Below are 16,813 nucleotides of genomic sequence, written 5' to 3'. Positions count from 1 at the left end.
CCGGCCTTGCGACCGCCTGCGCCGCGCTCGGCGATGCCGCGTTGCCGCTCGTGTGCGACGTGGCCGACGCACAAGCCGTGCAGGCCGCCGTCGACACCGCCGCACGGTGGCTCGGCGGCGTCGACGCGCTCGTGAACTCCGCCGGCATCGATTCGCTCAAGCCGCTGGAGCAGACCGACGACGCGAATGGGCGCGCATGCTCGCCGTCAACCTCACGGGCCCGATGCTGCTGTGCCGCGCGGCAATGCCGCACCTGCGCGCAGCCGGCGGCGGCAGCATCGTGAACATCTCCTCGGGCGCCGGCCTGCGCCCGCTGCCGAACCGCACGGCGTACTGCGCGACCAAGGCGGCCGTCATCATGTTCGGCAAGGCGCTGTCGATCGAGGCCGCAGCCGACGGCGTCCGCGTGAACGCGGTGTGCCCCGGCGCCATCGACACCCCTCTGTTTCGCACCAGCTACGAGCACAGCGACGACCCCGAACGCACGCTCGACGAGATCCGCCAGCGCTACGCCCTGGGCCGCGTCGCCGCGCCCGAGGAAGTGGCCGAGGCCGTGCTCTACCTGAGCGGCCCGGGCGCGAGCTATATCACCGGCACCGCGCTCGCCGTCGACGGCGGGCGCACCTTTCATTGAAGGGGCGACAAGCCATGGCCTTCGACCAACGCGTTGCCGTCGTCACCGGCGGCGGCCAGGGCATCGGCGCCGCCACCGTGCTCGACTTTCTGGAACAGGGCGCGCGCGTGGCCGTGCTCGACCTCGACTGCGCGCCGCTGCGCCGGCAGCTCGACGCCCTGCCGCGCGACGCCGCCGCGCGCTGCCTGTGCGTGGCGGGCGACTGCACCGACGCCGGCGTGGTCGCCACCTTCTTCGACAGCGCCGAAGCCGAGCTCGGCCCGGTCGACATCCTGTTCAACAACGTGGGCCAGAGCGCGCGCGAACGCGGCGGGCTCTTCACCGAATCCGACGAGGCCGTGTGGCGCTTCGTCATCGAGGTGTCTTTGCTGACCACCCTGCGCGCTTCGCGCCGCGTCGCGCCCGGCATGAAGGCGCGCGGCTTCGGCCGCATCGTCAACATGAGCACCGACGCGGCCTTTGCCGGCGACGTGGGCCTGGCCGACTACGCGGCCGCCAAGATGGGCGTGGTCGGCTTCACGCGCTCGCTGGCGCGCGAGCTGGCACCGCACGGCGTCACGGTGAACGCGGTGTGCCCCGGCGCCATTCGCACGCGCGCGCACGACAAGCTGCGCCCCGAGGTGCTCGAAAAGATCGTGGCCGACACGCCCGCCGGCTTTGTCGGCGCGCCCGAAGACGTGGCCGCCACCGTGCGCTTCCTGGCGAGCGACGAGGCGCGCTTCATCACCGGCCAGACGCTGCTGGTCGACGGCGGGCGCTGGATGCTCTGACCCCTCCTTTCCTTCTTTCAAGGACACGACCATGGACCTGATGGACCACAGCGCGCGCGACCTCGCCGCGCTGATCCGGAACAAGGAGGCCTCGCCCGTGGAGGCCGTGCAGGCGGCGCTGTCGCGCATCGAGGCGCGGCGAGAGCTCAACGCCTTCATCACCGTGACCGGCGAGCAGGCACTCGACGCCGCGCGCCGCGCCGAAGCCGCCGTGATGGCCGGCGACGCGCTCGGCCCCCTGCATGGCGTGCCCTATTCGGTGAAAGACCTGACGCTGACGGCCGGCGTGCGCACCACCATGGGCTCGGCCATTTACGAAGACTTCGTGCCCAAGGAAGACGCCGTGGCGGTGGCGCGCGCCAAGGCCGCGGGCGCCATCCTCATCGGCAAGACCACCACGCCCGAGTTCGGCCACAAGCAGGTGGCGACCGCGCCGATCTTCGGCCGCACGCTGAACCCGATCGACGCGCGCTACACGCCCGGCGCGTCGAGCAGCGGCGCGGCCGTGGCGGTGGCGGCGGGCCTGGGCTCGCTGGCGCTGGGCACCGACGGCGGCGGCTCCATCCGCATTCCGGCTTCGTGCTGCGGCATCGTCGGCCTCAAGGCCACGCTGGGCGTGGTGCCGAACCTGCAGGCGCCCGACCTGTACTCGGCCAACTCGTTCACCGGCCCGATGGCCCGCGACGTGGCCGACACGCAGCTGCTGTTCGACACCCTCAAGGGCTTCGACGCACGCGACCCCTACGGGCTGGGCGCGCCGATGCCGCAGCGCGCCGCGCCTACCTCGCTGCGCGGCCTGCGCGTGGCGTGGCTGCCCACGGCCGGCAACCCGATCGATGCCGAGGTCGAGGCCGTGACCACCGCCGCGGTGAAAGCGATGGAACGCGAGGGCGCCGTCGTCGAGACGGTGCTGCTCAACTTCGTCGCGCTGGAGCGCCACTTCCTGGTGGTGCTGCAGTCGATGCTCGCGGCGCGCGTGGGCGCGAACCTCGAGCGCTTCGGCGACCGGCTCGATGCCACGCTGATCGATGCCGTGCGCAAGGGCCGCCGCCACAGCGCGGTCGACCTGCACGAAGCCACCTTCGCCAAGACCCGTTGCTTCACCGAACTGCAGGCGCTGTTCGGCCGCTTCGACGTGCTGGTGTCGCCCACCGTCTCCGCGCCGCCGCTGCCCATCGACATGGACGTGAGCGGCGAGGTCGAGATCGGCGGCCGGCCCGCGGGCACCATTCGCGGCGCCTGGTATCCGTACACCTACCCGATGAACCTCACGGGCCATCCCGCGCTGTCGATGCCCTGCGGCAAGAGCGCGATCGGCCTGCCCATCGGGCTGCAGCTCGCGGGTCGCTGGTACGACGACGACTACCTGCTGGGCATCGCACGGCTGGTCGAGCAGGCGCTCGGCTGAGCGTCCATTTATTCATTCATTTCGAAGCACCGAGGTTTTCCATGCGCCCGTTCGTCCGCTCTCTTTTCGCCGCCGCAGCATTCACGCTGGCCGCGCTCCCCTCGGCGCACGCCGAACTGCCGCCGGGCCTGGCGGGCGGCAACCTCAAGATCGTCGTGGGCTACGCGGCCGGCGGCGCGGCCGACACGGTCGCGCGCCTGTATGCCGAACAGCTCAAGGACGCGGGCTTCGGCAGCGTGCTGGTCGACAACAAGCCCGGCGCCTCGGCGCGGCTTGCGTGGGACGTGGTGAAGAAGTCGAAGCCCGACGGTCTCACGCTGTACCTTGCGCCGTCGCCGCTGCTCACCATCTTGCCGCTGACCTACAAGACGCCCGGCTACGACGCCGAGAAAGACCTGACGCCGGTCGCGCTGCTGGTGGAGATCCCGACCGCCGTCGTCACCGGCGCGTCGCAGCCCTACAGCAGCATGAAGCAGTACGTGGAATGGGCGAAGAAGAATCCGAAGAAGGCCACGCTGGGCCTGGCGACCATCGGCAGCTCGGGGCACCTGGGTGCGTTCGCGCTGGCCAAGGCGCAGGGCTTCGAGCTCACGCCCGTGGCGTACCGGGGCGCATCGCCGATGCTGATCGACGTGGTCGGCGGCGAGCTCTCGATGGGCTGGGACGCGGCCGCCAGCATGCTGCCGCTCTACAAGGGCGGCAAGATCAAGTTCCTGGGCCTGAGCGGCGACAAGCGGCTCGCGGCCCTGCCCGACGTGCCGACCGCCAGGGAGCAGGGCTTTGCCGAGTTCGTTCCCGCGACGAGCTGGTACGCCGTGTACGCGCCCGCCGGCACACCGCCCGCCACGTTGGCCGCCATGGAGCGCAGCTTCCTGGCGGCGGCGGCCAAGCCCGAACTGGCGCGCAGCCTGGAAGCCGCCGGGCTCGTGGCCCATTCGGAAGGCCGGGCCGAGCTGGCGCAGCGCGCGCAACGCGAGCGTGCCAACTGGGCGCCGATCGTCAAGGCGGCCGGCATCGTGGTCGACGAATGAATGAATGATTGAAGAAAGCCGCACCGCCATGTCCGACGAATCCCTGTGCTTCACGCCCGCGACCGAACTCGCGGGCCTGCTGCAGTCCCGCAAGCTCTCCCCGGTCGAGCTGATGACCGCCGTGCTTGCGCGCGCCGAGCGCCTGCAGCCGGTGCTGAACTGCTTCATCACCCTCACGGCCGAGCGCGCCATGGCCGAGGCCCGCCGCGCCGAGGCCGACATCGCGGCGGGCCGCCCGCTCGGCAAGCTGCACGGCATTCCGTTCACGGTGAAGGACCTCGTCAACACCGAGGGCGTGCCCACCACTTTCGGCGCGGTCGTGTACCGCGACAACGTGCCCGCCGAAGACGCGGTGAGCGTGGCGCGGCTGCGGGCCGAAGGCGCCATCCTCATCGGCAAGACGACCACGCCCGAGTTCGGCTCGGGCCCGATGACCAACTCGCCCCTCTTCGGCAACACGCGCAACCCGTGGAACCTGTCGCGCACCAGCGGCGGCTCCAGCGGCGGCGCTGCCGCGGCCACGGCAGCGGGCATCGCGCCGCTGGCCGTTGCCACCGACGGCGGCGGCTCCACGCGCATTCCGGCCGCCTGCAACGGCGTGGTGGGCCTGAAGCAATCGAACGGCGTGATCCCGCACAGCCAGGCGCAAGACCTGTTCGGCAACCAGACCTACGTGACGCCGACCACGCGCACGGTGGCCGACACCGCGCTGATGCTGCAGGCGATGGCCGGGCCTTCGGCCGTGGACCCGTGGTCGATCGGCCTGCGCGCGCACGACTACGTCAAGGAAGCGGTGCCCGAGGGCGACTTGCGCGGCAAGCACGTGCTGTATTGCCTCACGCCGTCGGGCCGGCCGGTGTCGCGCGATGTGGCCGAGGGCTTCTCGGCCGCGCTGCAGACGCTGGCGTCGCTGGGCGCGACGCTGGAGCCTTTCGACGCCAGCGGCTTCGACGTCGAGCCGATCTGGCGCGCCATCAACCACACCGTGTGGCGCGCGCGCTTTGCGCCGCTGGTCGAGAAGCACCCCGACAGCTTCAGCGACACCTTCAAGCGGCAGATCGCGTCGGCCGCCAGCGTGAGCGGCGTCGAGTACCAGGAGGCGATGTTCGCGCGCTCGGCGCTGTTCAAGCGCGTGCAGGGCCTGTTCGAGAAGGCCGACCTGCTGGCCATGCCCACGCTCACGCGTTCGGCGCTGCCGCTCGAGCAGGACCTGTTCGGCAGCATCGACATCGACGGCCAGCGCTTCGACAACGTGCGCGCGCACTGGTACCCGTGGACCATGCTGTTCAACATGACCGGACACCCCGCGATCAGCCTGCCGAGCGGCTTCGGCAGCGACGCGATGCCGCTGGGCCTGCAACTGGTGGGCCGCTTCCAGGGCGATGCCGCGCTGCTGCAGGCGGCGAGCCAGTTCGAGGCGGCGACGAACTTCGCGGCACACCGGCCGCCGCTCTGAGTACCAGTCAGCGCTGGCGCGGGCCGAGCGAGGCCTGCGCCGCGATCAGGTCGTAGAGCGCCTGCGCCGCCGGCGACAGCCGTGCGGTCTTGCGCGTCATGAGCACCAGGGTGCGCGACACCTTCGGCTCCGTGAGTTCGACGACACGCAGCGTCGGGTACGCGCCCTTCTGCAGCGCCAGCCGGGGCACCACGGCCGCCGCCACGCGCTCGGCGACCAGCCCCACCGCCGTCGAACTGCGCTGCACTTCATAAAAGGCCTGCAGGCTCGCGGTGGTCGCGCCCAGGGCGAGGTCGAGCAGCGGCCGGTTCTCGCTCGCGTGGCCCGCGAAGATCAGCGGATGCGGTGCCAGTTGCCGCCATGCGATGCGCTTGCGGTGCGCGAGCGGATGCGCCTCGTGGCAGATCAGCACGTACTCGTCTTCGATCAGCGGCACGCTCTGCAGCTCGGGCGGGTGCGCGCCGGCCATGCCGATGCCGAACTCCACCTCGCGGTGCAGCACCGCGTGCGCCACGGCCGACGACGAGTGATCGAGGATCTTGATGCGGTTGTGCGGGTGCTTCGCCGAGTAGGCCTGCATGATGCGCGGCAGGAACTGCACGCCCGCCGTGGGCACGCAGGCCATCGACACGTCGCCGCGCTCGGCCTTGCCGGTCTCGCGGATCTCGAGCAGCGAATCGGCCAGTTCCACCAGCAGCCGCCGCGCGCGCGGCACGAAGTCGCGGCCGATGGTGGTGAGCGCCACCGTGCGCGTGGTGCGCTCGACCAGCGCCACGCCCAGGAACTCTTCGAGCTTGCGCAGCCGCTGCGTGATGGCCGTCTGCGTGACGTTGAGTGCGCCGGCCGCCGCCTGGAAGCTGCCTTCGTCGGCAATGGCCACGAACGCCTGAATGCCGAGGATGTCGATCTTCATCAGTTTTGTGAATCAATGGCCAGAATAAATTCATTTTACGGAGAGGGCCTTGCTCAGCAAACTTCGCGCCAGAACAGCAATGAAGGACCCCCGCGATGACCTGGTCAGCCAAGCAATATTCAGCGTTCGAGGAAGAACGCACCCGCCCCGTGCGCGACCTCGTGGCGGCACTGCCTGCACGCGAAGTGCGCACCGCCGTCGACCTGGGCTGCGGCCCCGGCAACTCCACCGAAGTGCTGGCGCAGCGCTTTCCGGGTGCGCTGGTGAGCGGCATGGACAGCTCCGACGACATGATCGCGGCGGCGCGCCAGCGCATGCCCGGCGTGAACTTCGACGTGGCTGACATCGCCACCTGGCAGCCCGCGCAGCCGGTCGACGTGATCCTCGCGAACGCATCGTTGCAATGGCTACCCGATCACGCGACGCTCTACCCCCGGCTGGCACGGCAATTGGCGCCCGGCGGCAGCCTCGCGGTCCAGACGCCCGACAACCTCGAGGAGCCCGCGCACCGCCTCGCACGCGAGACCGCCAAGGACCCGCGCTGGGCCGAGCGCATCGGCGACGTGCGCCACCCGGCGCGGCACGGCGCCATGGACTACTACGAGATGCTGCGTCCGCACTGCAGCCGCGTCGACGTGTGGCGCACCACCTACTACCACCCGCTGGCGGGCGGCGCGCCTGCGGTGGTCGAGTGGTTCAAGGGCTCCGCGCTTCGGCCGTACCTTGCGCTGCTCGATGCCGAACAGCAGGCGGGCTTTCTGGCGAGCTACCTCGCCGCCATCGCCAAGGCCTATCCCGCGCTGAAGGACGGCAGCGTGCTGCTGCCGTTCCCCCGGCTGTTCATCGTTGCCACGCGCTGAACAACAGCAGCGTCGGCCTCAGCCGCCGCGCCAGCCCTTGGCCGCGGCCCGGGCCAGGTTCGAACGCACCACGAGTCGGTGAAACGGCGAGATCACGAACAGGTAGAGGCGGCCGAATGCGTTGTGGCAATGCACGGCGGTGGTCGCGACCAGCTCGCGCGGCTCGCCGTTCGCCGCGCGGCGCAGCAGCACCGAGGCCCTGAAGTCCAGGTGCTTATCGTCGTCGCCGACGATCAGTTCGTCGGGCAGGCGGTCCACGATGGGGAGAAAGTCGATGTGCGTCGACACATCGGTGCCCAGCTCGCGCCGTAGTTGCCCCGAGGTCTTCACGCCGAAGGGCCGCACGATGGCGTCCCGGCAAGCCAGCAGCGCGCGAAACCACGGCGCCGGGTCGCTGAACACGGCCCGGGCCAGCGCCTCCACGTCCTGCGGCGCGCCGGCCGGCAGCGTCACCGCGAACGCATCCGCAAGGTGGGCATCGCCGAACAGGTGGGCAATCGTGCTTTCCGCCGGCAACGCAACGGCCCGGACGCTGTGTGTGTTCATGGCCCCATTGTGCGACGCACCTGGGGCCAGGGAGGCCTCAGGGCGCGAACCCCGAGCGCCGCACCACCGGCTCCCACTGCTGGCGATAGGCCTTGAGCATCTGCACCGTCTCGGCCGTGCTGCTGACGACCGGCGTGATGTAGGCCGCCTCGGCCGCCTTCTGCAGCCCCGGGTCGCGCATGGTGTCGCGGATCGCGTTGGCCAGCAGTTGCACCTTGGCGGCCGGCATGGTGCTCGGTGCGAAGAAGGTGTTCCAGCCGTCGGCGTCGATCTTCATGCCGGCCTCGCGGAAGGTCGGAATGGTGGGCGCGAAGCTCGCGCGCTTCTTGCCCGACACCGCCAGGATGCGGACCTTGCCGGCCAGGTGCTGCGCGTAGAGCGAGTCCAGCGTGTCGATGGCGATCGGCAGCGTGCCGCCGATCAGGTCGGCCGACAGCGGCGCCGAACCGCCGTAGCCCTTGATCTGCGGCTGCACGCTCAGCGCGTCGCCCACCATCAGGCCGAAGAAGTGAGGCAGGCTGCCGGTCGCGGGCACGCCGAACACGGCCTCTTCCGGATGCGCCCAGAGCCGGCCCACCAGGAACATCGCGCGGTCGAGCTGCAGCTTGTTGCCCACGGCCAGCGCGAAGTCGTAGCTGCTGACCTGCGACACGGGCACGAAGTCCTTGTCGGGGTCATAGCCCGCATCCTTGATGACCAGCGGCGCGACCACCATCACGGCGGGGTTGCCGAGCATCAGCACGTTCTGTCCGGCCGGCGTGCGCTTGACCTCCTTGGCCGCCAGCCGTCCGCCTTCGCCGGGCTTGTTCTCGACCGTCACCGCCACGCCGAGCTTGGGGCCCAGCCGTTCGGCGAGCAGCCGCGCGATGCGGTCGGTGGTGCCGCCCGCCGCGTAGCCGACCACCAGCGTGAGCGGGCCGTCCAGGCTCTGCTGCGGTTGGGCGTGAGCAACGGGAGCGCAGGCGGCGAGCGCGAGGCTCCACGTCATGAGCTTGCGCCGGGAAAAGAATGCGACCATCGGGTTCCTGCGAGCCGCTGCGGCCCGGTGCCTGTGCAAATTTGTAAGCGGTTTATACGCAGGCAACAAACAGTTGATCTAATCCATCACCCGCTTTCCGAGGCCGGCGAACCACACCGTCCGCCGGCGTTAATCCATCCGTATGCAAGCCTTTCCCGACGCCGGCGCACTGCGCGCGCCCCGCTCTCTCGACGACCTGTTGCTGTACCGGTTGTCGCGCGCGATGCGCACCAGCAGCGGCATGGCCACGCGCATGGTCGAGGGCGGTTTCGGCATCACGCGGCGCGAGTGGGGAATGATCGCCACGCTCGCGCAATCGGGCGAAATGACCTCGTCGGCGCTGGCCGAGCACCTGCACCTGGACCGCGTGCGCACCTCGCGCGGGCTGCGCAGCCTGGTCGACAAGAAACTGGTGACGCGCCGCCAGGATTCCGAAGACCGGCGCGAAGTGCACGTGCGCCTGAGCGCGTCGGGCGAGCAGCTGTTCGGCAAGCTGTTCCCGCGCATCGCGGGGCTCAACGTCGAACTGCTCGAAGGCATCGCACCCGCGCACCTGGAGATTTTTCTGCAGTGCCTGCAGCACCTGGAGCAGCGCGGCAACGAACTGAGCGCGCAGGGCGTGGTGATGGAAAAAGCCGACCGCCGCTCAGGCGGCACGCGGCACCGCTGGCCGGAGCGCGAAGGCTAGCGCGGCGTAGGCGGCGTAGGCCGCGCCGGCGCGGTGGCGGCTCAGGCCTCGACGTCGATCACACCGCCGATCGGCACGCCGTTCGCGTTGGTGCGCAGGCCGCCCGACTTGGCCCGGCTCGTTTTCGTCGCGGAAGCCGCCTTCTCGATCGACGCCGCGGCGCTCTTCTGGATCTCGGCCGCGTTCGCCACGCTCATCTGCTGTTGCAGCATGACGAGCTGCGCCGCCAGCGCCTGCAATTGCTGCTGGAGCAGCTTGCGCGTGTCCGCGTCGGGCGCGCTGACCAACAGGCCCTGCGTGTCGTTGATCTGCTTCTGGGTCGCGGTGATCTGGCGCTGGATCTTCGCGATCGCGCTCCCGCCGTCGCTGCTGCTGCCGCCTGCCGCGGCGCCCGTGGCGCTGATGACTGTGGTCATGCTGATCCTCTGTCTTGTTGTATCGATAGAAGACTATCGGCAGCGCGGCCGAAAAATGAAGGGTGCGAATGCGGCCCTGTTTGAACGCGTTGTCCCGAAATGGAACACCCGCGCCGTTCGCCCCATATCCGGAATGTGCGATGTATTCTTTGAAGCACAACGCAACCCCGGCGAACCCTCGCCCCGAACAGGAGACGACAGACATGCGCGACCAGCTGAAGTTCTACATCGACGGCCAATGGGTCGACCGGCCCAGCCCCGAAGCATCGACGTGATCAATCCGGCCACCGAGAAGTCGGCCGGCCGCATCTCGATGGGCACGGCCGCCGATGTCGACCGCGCGGTGAAGGCCGCGCGCACAGCCTTCGCCAGCTACTCGCAGACCAGCGTGCAGGAGCGCATCGCGCTGCTCGAACGCGTGCTGGCCGAGTACAAGAAGCGCTATGCCGACATGGCCGCCGCCATCACCGAGGAAATGGGCGCGCCGGCCGCGCTGGCCCGCGACGCGCAGGCCGCCATGGGCCTGGCCCACCTGCAGACGGCGCTCGAAGTGCTCAAGAACTACAGGTTCAGCGAAGCGCGCGGCAGCACGCTGCTGGTCAAGGAGCCGATCGGCGTGTGCGCCTTCATCACGCCGTGGAACTGGCCGGTCAACCAGATCTCCTGCAAGGTGGCGCCGGCGCTGGCCGTGGGCTGCACCATGGTGCTCAAGCCCTCGGAGATCGCGCCCTTCTCGGCGGTGGTCTGGACCGAGATCATGGACGCGGCCCAGGTGCCGGCGGGGGTGTTCAACCTCGTCAACGGCGACGGGCCGACGGTGGGCGCGGCGCTCTCCAGCCACCCCGAAGTCGACATGGTGTCGTTCACCGGCTCCACGCGCGCGGGCATCGAGGTGGCGCGCAACGCGGCGCCCACGGTGAAGCGGGTGCACCAGGAGCTGGGCGGCAAGTCGCCCAACATCATCCTGGAAGACGCCGACTTCGCGCACGCGGTCACGGCCGGCGTGCGCGGCGTGATGGGCAACTCCGGCCAGTCGTGCAACGCGCCCACGCGCATGCTGGTGCCCAACGCGCGCATGGCCGAAGCACTGGCCATTGCGAAGGCGGCGGCCGAAGCCACGACCGTGGGCGACCCGGTCAGCAGCGGCGCCGCGCTCGGCCCGGTGGTCTCGGCCGCGCAGTGGGACAAGATCCAGACGCTGATCCACAAGGGCATCGAGGAAGGCGCCACCGTGGTGGCCGGCGGCCCGGGCAAGCCGGCGGGGCTGGAGACCGGCTACTACGTCAAGCCCACGGTGCTGGGCAACGTGAACAACCAGATGACGGTGGCGCGCGAAGAGATCTTCGGCCCCGTGCTGGCGATCCTGGGCTACGACACGGTCGACGAGGCCGTGGCTATCGGCAACGACACGCCCTACGGCCTGGCCGCGTACGTCTCGGGCACCGACCCGGAGGCCACGCGCAAGGTGGCCTCGCGGCTGCGCGCCGGGCAGGTGAACATCAACAGCGTGCCGCTGGACCTGAGCGCGCCCTTCGGCGGCTTCAAGCAGTCGGGCAACGGGCGCGAATGGGGCGACCACGCCTTCGGCGAGTTCCTCGAAGTCAAGGCCGTGCTGGGCTTCGCGCCGAAGGCCGCTGCCTGAGGGCGGGCGCCGGCCTCAGAGCATCCGCACCGCCACCTGCGACAAGCCCCGCAGGTGGCGCGGCCCCAGGCGCGCGTCGTTGGCCGAGATCAGGCAGATCGCGCCCAGGTGCGCATCGAGCGCCTTGCCGTTTTTCTCGTACAGCACCAGCACCTTCTGGCCGATGCTGCTGTTGTAGAGCTCGTTCCAGCTGAAGACGGCCTGGTAGCCGTCGTTGCCGCGCGCCACGACGACGCAGCGCTTGAGCTCAGAGCGCGGCCGCTCCGACAGGCCGCAGGCATCGAGCAGATCGACGAGCCGCGCGCCCACATAACTGTCGACCTGCGCCACGGGCCGGCCCGAAAAGCACAGCACCTGCGTGGGCCCGAGGTCGTGCCTGCCGAGCTGCTCGAGCGCCTCGCGGGTGAAGGCGTCGGGCCGTGGCACCAGGCCCATGATTTCCAGCATGGCGCGTCCTTTTTTCAGCCGTTGCGCCGGCAGATCGGGCCGCCCGCCGCCGGGGCCGACGCATTCGCTTCGTCGGCGGGCGGGCTGGAAACGCGGCCGCGAAGCAGCCGATGCCGGCGCTGCGCAAGGGCACGTAGCGCACCTGCTGGCGCACGCAGACGCGCTTGAGGTTGTCGACCGATTCGTGGTCGATGCAGTCGACCGGAAACACCACCACGTCGGCCCACGACACCGCGGACGCCAGCAGTCCCGAGCGGTCTTCGAGCCGGCCGCCGTGGCGCTGGAACTCGCCGCCGTGCCGCAGCACGAGGTCGCGGATGGCGGGCATCGAACTCGGCCGGCCGCCCACATAGAGAATGCGCCGGCCCTGCAACTGGCTGTCGAGGTAGGCGCTGGGCGCGGCCTCGCCGGCATTGCGCTTCAACTGGGCCTCGGCCGCCGCGAGCTCGCGGCCCAGCGCGATGGCGTGCTCGCGCAGGTGCGCCAGCTCTTGCGCCAGCCGGTCGGCCTCGGCCACCGCTGCTACCGCGGCCTGCTCGGCGCGCTCGCGCCGACCGGTCTGCACGGCGATCAGCGAGGCGGCGCGTTCGCTTTCTTCCTGCCTGGCGCGCGCGGCCATTTCAGGCTCGTCGGGCTCGTCGGGCGAAAGCGGCATGGCCCTGGCGTTCGCGGCGCTGTGAATCAGCGCCTGCGCCAGCTTGGCGGCCGCGCCGTCGCGCTCCTCGGTGAGTTCGTGCGAACGAAGCTGCTGGCGCTCCAGCCGCTCGCGCAGCTCGGCGTTCTCGCGCTCGAGCGCGACAAGGCGCCGGATGTCGGCCCGGTTGGCCGCGCCCACCAGATGCGACAGCATGTGCACGTCGCCGAAGACCCGCTGCCGCAACTCGGCCGTGGCCTTGCGGTGCATGAGCACGGCCCAGTAGGCGCCGGGGATCTCGCCTTGGCGCAGCGCCTCTTCCCAGAACGCGGCCAGTTCCGCCGCCGCGTGGATCTTCGAGGCCCGCTGGATGACCGGGGCATGCCGGTGGTCCAGCGCTTTCTGCAGGCTCCTGGCGACGCCGGCGTTGTGCGCGGCGAGCTGCACGGCGTCGTGGTGGATCTCCAGGTCGCTCGCATCGGGCGCGGCGCCGTGCCGGGCCATCAGCTTGCGCAGCTCGGAGGTCGCCAGGCAAGTGCCGATGACCGAGCAGAAGAAGTTCGTGTCCAGGTCGAAGAGCCGGACACGGCCGTCGGGCACGGCGCCCTGCGCGCTGTCCATCGGTTCTTCCGCCGGCTCGCAGCACGCGACAACGGCGCGAAAAACCGGGCGATTCATTTCCGGACCAGCGGTCTGGCCCGACACGAGGCGTTTGAATGGCGGGTTGAGCATGGCGAAGTGGGCGCGGTGACCTGGGCAAAAGGCCGCGGCGCGGTACGGAACGTCGTATTTCATAGAATATAGCGAAGTTGCCGCCGTGCGTACCGGTCACGGCCATTGCGCAACACAGTCTCTGATCGGATGTGCACGAGATGGTGATCAACCAATTCCAATGCCTGGAGGCCCTGGGCCAGGCGCAGGACTTCGCACGCGCGGCGCGCGCCTGCGATGTCTCCGTCTTCGAACTTGTGGAAGCCATTCGCGGCCTGGAAAGGCAGTACGGGCATCCCATCCTGCAACCGGGCCTGCGCTTCGACGGCTTCACGCCCCAGGGCGAAAAAGTGCTGGCCTGGGCGCGCGCGTTTCGACCGAATGCACGACCCTGCGCCAGAACCTGAAGGCCGGCAGGAACGAAGCGTCCATTGCCACGCTGCTGGAGCGGCGCTCCGTGTCGCCCAAGCGGCTGCGCGCGCCGGGGCCGGGGTCGGAAGACATCGACATGATCCTGCAGGCCGCATTGCGCGCGCCCGACCACGGCGGCCTGCACCCCTGGCGCGTGATCGAGTTCCGCGCGGAGCAGCGCGCCGCGCTGGCCGACAGGTTCGAACAGGAGAAGCTGCGCCGCGACCCATTGGCCTCCGCCACCGACCGCCGCCTGGCCCGCGAACACGCCACGCGCGCCCGCGCTGCTGGCCTTCGTGGTCACGCCGCGTGCGCGCAGCAAGGTGCCGGCCCGGGAGCAGTGGCTGGCGGCCGGTGCCGCGCTGGGCAACCTGCTGAACGCGGTGCATCAGCTGGGCTTCGGCGCGATCATCCTGAGCGGCGAGCGCTGCTTCGACCCGGAGCTGACGACGCAGCTGGGCATCCGGCCCGAAGAGTTCCTCGCTGGGTTCATCAGCCTGGGCACGGTCAGCGAGATGCCGCCGTCGAAGAAGCACACCCTGCCCGGCGAAGTCTGGACCTGCTGGACTCCGCCGGCGGAGCACAAGGCCGCCGCCGGCACCGCGCACCCCGCCGAATCGGCGATCAAGTGATCCGGCGCGGGGTTCGCCTCAGCCGAAGGTGAACGCGAAAGCCTCCGCGCCCGGATCGAGAAACTCGATCTCGAAGCGCCGGTCGGCCACCGCGCCGTGCTGGCGCACCAGCTGGTAAAGGCGCTGGCCGCTGACGGTGCCCAGGCCCTGCGCATCGACGTCCATGCCGTGGTCTTCACCGGGCGGCTTGCCGTCGATCGTCACCTTGATGCGCACGGGGCGTCCGTCGGCCGCGGCGCCCAGCACCAGGTGCAGGTCGCGCGCATGGAAGCGGTAGGCGATGCGCCCCTGCGCCTTGCCCAGCACCGCGCTCTGCCCACCCACGGTCCAGTCGCCGCCCAGCGCCCACTGGTTGGCCGCGAGCTGGCCCGGCACGGTGTACGCGTGCGGCTTGCCCTGCACCAGGCCACCGGCCGACGCGAAGTTTTCGGCGCGCTCGTAGCCGATGTAGGTTTCGGGCGATTTCACGTTGGCGCTGTCGGCGGCGGCCTGCGCGCCTTGCGCATCGACCTTGACCAGGTCGCCCGGCGTCGATGCCTGCCCCGCCTCGGCCAGCAATTGCTGGATGACCTGCTCCGACTTGTCGTATTCGCCCTCGCCGAAGTGGTGATGGCGGATGCGCCCCTGCGCATCGATGAAGTAGTGCGCGGGCCAGTACTCGTTCTTGAACGCGCGCCAGATCGCGTAGTTGTTGTCGACGGCCACGGGGTAGTCGACCTTCAGGTCTTTCACGGCCTGGCGCACGTTGCCGATGTCTTTCTCGAACGCGAACTCGGGCGCGTGTACGCCGATGACCACCAGGCCCTTGTCCTGGTACTTCTTCGCCCATGCCTGCACATAGGGCAGCGCGCGCAGGCAGTTGATGCAGGAGTAGGTCCAGAAGTCGATCAGCACGACCTTGCCGCGCAACGCTTCCATGGTGAGCGGCGGCGAGTTGAGCCACTGCACGGCGCCATCGAGCGACGGGCCCTGGCCTTCGACCGGCAGTGCCGATGCGCCCTTGTCTGCCGCGGCAGCCATCATGGCGTTCGAGCCGGCCATCATCACCGTCGAGTCGGGCCCGGTCGTCACCACGGGTGCGTCGGCCACGCTGTCGGCGGGCTTCTTCGGGCGCACCTTGTCGATCAGCGCCTGCTCCACCGACGAGGTGCCCGACGACGACAGCTGCGCGAGCACGCCCGTGTCCAGCCCCAGCGCGATGGCGGCCACGCCGCACAGCAGCGCCACGCCGATGCCGCGGCGGATCCACTCGCCGGCGCCGAGCGACTTCTTCATGGCCTTGAACAGCCGCCCGCCGATCAGCAGCGCGCCCGCCAGCGAAGTCGCGGCGCCCGCCGCGTAGGCCAGCAGCAGCAGCGAGGTCTGCGCGCTCGCGCCGCCCAGCGCCGCGCCCGTCAGCACGAGGCCCAGGATCGGGCCGGCGCACGGCGCCCACAGCAGGCCCGTGGCCACGCCCGGCAGGATCGAGGTGATGAAGGACGAACGCCCGCTCCCCGCCTCGCCCTCGCCCTTCCCGCCGGCCGACGCCGACAGCCGCTCGCCCCAGCTCACCAGCGGCCGCGTCAGGCGCTGCGCAAGCTGCGGAAACAGCAGCGTGACACCGAACAGCGCCATCAGCACGATCGCCACCAGGCGCCCGTACTGGTTGGCCTGCACGGCCCAGCCGCCGCCCACCGCGGCCAGCGACGCCACGCCGGCAAAGGTCAGCGCCATGCCCAGCAGCAGCGGCAGGCCGCTCTTGAGGAACGGCTGGTCGCCGCGCGCGAACACGAACGGAAGAACCGGAAGAATGCAGGGGCTGAGGATGGTCAGCACCCCGCCCAGGTAGGCGACGACGAACAGAAGCATGATGGTGTGGAGCCGGACTTTGCGGGTGGAAGGGTCAGGCGGCGCCCGGGGTGAATTTCATGGCCAGGCCGTTCATGCAGTAGCGCAGCCCGGTCGGCTTGGGGCCGTCGTCGAACACATGGCCCAGGTGGCCGCCGCAGCGGCGGCAGTGCACTTCGGTGCGCGTCATGCCGGCGGAGGTGTCGACCTTCTGCGCCACGGCGTTCGGCAGCGGCTGCCAGAAGCTGGGCCAGCCGGTCTTGCTGTCGAACTTGGTCTTCGACGAGAACGCGTCGAGCGCGCAGCCGGCGCAGGCGAACCGGCCTTCGCGGTGCTCGTCGTTCAGGGGGCTGGTGTAGGGGCGCTCCGTGCCCTCTTCGCGCAGCACCGCGTACTGGTTGGGCGTGAGCAGCTTGCGCCACTCGGCCTCGGTGCGGGTGATCTCGAACTTGCCGGGCTCGGCCGCATGCGCCAGGCGGGCGCTCCAGCCGAAGGCGTGAAAAGGGCCAGCCCGAGTGTCGAGGTCCCGGCCTTGAGAACGAAACGGCGTGCGTGGTGGTTCATGGCAAATCCTTGGAGTGATGACCCTGTGAATACGCAGCATCTCTATATACGGATGTATATAGCGAAAGACGCACCGGCCGAACCGATATGCGCGTTCGCGTCCCACGCCGGGTAGTTCGGGCGCTTCGGCGCGAAGGTTACGCCGCTTGGCCGGCCCCCAAGAAAAAAGACGCCGGCGGGGGTGACTTTCGGCACTGGCACGCCG

General features: G+C 70.1%; 16 protein-coding genes and 3 pseudogenes. 11 read left to right on the top strand and 8 right to left on the bottom strand.

The features are described from left to right. Positions 1-50: 50 nt before the first annotated feature. The 5 genes and pseudogenes from BMG07_RS02785 to BMG07_RS02765 all read left to right on the top strand — a co-directional run bounded on the left by BMG07_RS02785 (position 51) and on the right by BMG07_RS02765 (position 5,299). Positions 51-634, top strand: a pseudogene (locus tag BMG07_RS02785) (SDR family NAD(P)-dependent oxidoreductase). 14 nt (positions 635-648) lie between these two features. Beyond that, entirely contained in the window at positions 649-1,404 is a 756-nt protein-coding gene (locus BMG07_RS02780) for an SDR family NAD(P)-dependent oxidoreductase (protein ID WP_198083133.1), read from the top strand. Between the two features lie 31 nt (positions 1,405-1,435). After that, positions 1,436-2,812: an amidase gene (locus BMG07_RS02775; RefSeq protein ID WP_198083131.1), complete on the top strand. Its 1,377-nt coding sequence runs from the start codon at positions 1,436-1,438 to the stop codon at positions 2,810-2,812. Between the two features lie 41 nt (positions 2,813-2,853). Continuing rightward, positions 2,854-3,843, top strand: a complete 990-nt coding sequence (locus tag BMG07_RS02770) for a tripartite tricarboxylate transporter substrate binding protein (protein ID WP_198083129.1) — start codon at positions 2,854-2,856, stop codon at positions 3,841-3,843. 28 nt (positions 3,844-3,871) lie between these two features. Next, positions 3,872-5,299 carry an amidase gene (locus BMG07_RS02765; RefSeq protein ID WP_198083127.1) on the top strand — a complete coding sequence of 476 codons (1,428 nt, stop codon included), beginning with the start codon at positions 3,872-3,874 and terminating at the stop codon, positions 5,297-5,299. 7 nt (positions 5,300-5,306) lie between these two features. On the opposite strand, the gene BMG07_RS02760 is transcribed toward BMG07_RS02765, so the two are convergent. Continuing rightward, the gene (locus BMG07_RS02760; RefSeq protein WP_198083125.1) at positions 5,307-6,212 is read right to left on the bottom strand and encodes a LysR family transcriptional regulator; all 906 of its coding nucleotides are present in this window, start codon (positions 6,210-6,212) and stop codon (positions 5,307-5,309) included. A 95-nt stretch (positions 6,213-6,307) separates the two neighbouring features. Between BMG07_RS02760 and tam the strand changes: the two genes are divergently transcribed. Continuing rightward, on the top strand, positions 6,308-7,072 hold the full coding sequence (tam, locus tag BMG07_RS02755; RefSeq protein WP_198083123.1) for a trans-aconitate 2-methyltransferase: 765 nt from the start codon (positions 6,308-6,310) through the stop codon (positions 7,070-7,072). Between the two features lie 18 nt (positions 7,073-7,090). Here the strand turns inward: tam and BMG07_RS02750 are convergent, their stop codons facing one another. Together BMG07_RS02750 and BMG07_RS02745 are read right to left on the bottom strand one after the other, a co-directional pair. Beyond that, positions 7,091-7,618 (bottom strand): DUF2867 domain-containing protein, encoded by a 528-nt coding sequence (locus BMG07_RS02750; protein ID WP_198083121.1) that lies wholly within the window; start codon positions 7,616-7,618, stop codon positions 7,091-7,093. Positions 7,619-7,655: 37 nt separating this feature from the next. Continuing rightward, a complete protein-coding gene (locus BMG07_RS02745) occupies positions 7,656-8,636 on the bottom strand; it encodes a tripartite tricarboxylate transporter substrate-binding protein (RefSeq protein WP_198083119.1) in 981 nt (326 codons plus the stop codon). 142 nt (positions 8,637-8,778) lie between these two features. Between BMG07_RS02745 and BMG07_RS02740 the strand changes: the two genes are divergently transcribed. Then, entirely contained in the window at positions 8,779-9,324 is a 546-nt protein-coding gene (locus tag BMG07_RS02740) for a MarR family winged helix-turn-helix transcriptional regulator (RefSeq protein ID WP_198083117.1), read from the top strand. A 41-nt stretch (positions 9,325-9,365) separates the two neighbouring features. On the opposite strand, the gene BMG07_RS02735 is transcribed toward BMG07_RS02740, so the two are convergent. Next, complete coding sequence (locus BMG07_RS02735) at positions 9,366-9,740, bottom strand: FlxA-like family protein (RefSeq protein ID WP_198083108.1); 375 nt, start codon at positions 9,738-9,740, stop codon at positions 9,366-9,368. Positions 9,741-9,943: 203 nt separating this feature from the next. On the opposite strand from BMG07_RS02735, the pseudogene BMG07_RS02730 reads away from it, so the two are divergent. Continuing rightward, positions 9,944-11,382, top strand: a pseudogene (locus BMG07_RS02730) (aldehyde dehydrogenase family protein). A gap of 15 nt (positions 11,383-11,397) precedes the next feature. On the opposite strand, the gene BMG07_RS02725 reads toward BMG07_RS02730, so the two are convergent. Both BMG07_RS02725 and BMG07_RS02720 read right to left on the bottom strand, forming a co-directional pair. Next, positions 11,398-11,691, bottom strand: a complete 294-nt coding sequence (locus tag BMG07_RS02725; RefSeq protein ID WP_198083101.1) for a hypothetical protein — start codon at positions 11,689-11,691, stop codon at positions 11,398-11,400. Then, entirely contained in the window at positions 11,630-13,141 is a 1,512-nt protein-coding gene (locus tag BMG07_RS02720; protein ID WP_269758576.1) for a DUF2325 domain-containing protein, read from the bottom strand. The genes BMG07_RS02725 and BMG07_RS02720 overlap by 62 nt, the downstream gene beginning before the upstream one ends. A 194-nt stretch (positions 13,142-13,335) precedes the next feature. On the opposite strand from BMG07_RS02720, the gene BMG07_RS41375 reads away from it, so the two are divergent. The 3 genes and pseudogenes from BMG07_RS41375 to BMG07_RS02710 all read left to right on the top strand — a co-directional run bounded on the left by BMG07_RS41375 (position 13,336) and on the right by BMG07_RS02710 (position 14,217). Then, positions 13,336-13,581, top strand: coding sequence for a LysR family transcriptional regulator (locus BMG07_RS41375; RefSeq protein ID WP_269758590.1), 246 nt, complete (start codon positions 13,336-13,338; stop codon positions 13,579-13,581). Between the two features lie 50 nt (positions 13,582-13,631). Continuing rightward, positions 13,632-13,763: pseudogene (locus BMG07_RS43915) on the top strand (nitroreductase family protein); the annotation flags it as partial. A gap of 118 nt (positions 13,764-13,881) precedes the next feature. Then, entirely contained in the window at positions 13,882-14,217 is a 336-nt protein-coding gene (locus tag BMG07_RS02710) for a nitroreductase family protein (protein WP_374221221.1), read from the top strand. An 18-nt stretch (positions 14,218-14,235) separates the two neighbouring features. On the opposite strand, the gene BMG07_RS02705 is transcribed toward BMG07_RS02710, so the two are convergent. Both BMG07_RS02705 and msrB read right to left on the bottom strand, forming a co-directional pair. Continuing rightward, on the bottom strand, positions 14,236-16,065 hold the full coding sequence (locus BMG07_RS02705) for a cytochrome c biogenesis protein DipZ (RefSeq protein WP_198083097.1): 1,830 nt from the start codon (positions 16,063-16,065) through the stop codon (positions 14,236-14,238). 34 nt (positions 16,066-16,099) lie between these two features. Continuing rightward, complete coding sequence (msrB, locus tag BMG07_RS02700) at positions 16,100-16,648, bottom strand: peptide-methionine (R)-S-oxide reductase MsrB (RefSeq protein ID WP_198083095.1); 549 nt, start codon at positions 16,646-16,648, stop codon at positions 16,100-16,102. Between the last annotated feature and the right edge of the window lie 165 nt (positions 16,649-16,813).

It is taken from the genome of Variovorax sp. E3 (genome assembly GCF_016082275.1).
In the GTDB taxonomy this organism is placed as follows: domain Bacteria; phylum Pseudomonadota; class Gammaproteobacteria; order Burkholderiales; family Burkholderiaceae_C; genus Variovorax.
Note: the sequence above shows the minus strand (reverse complement) of the source record. Positions and strands in the feature narration are given on the sequence as shown.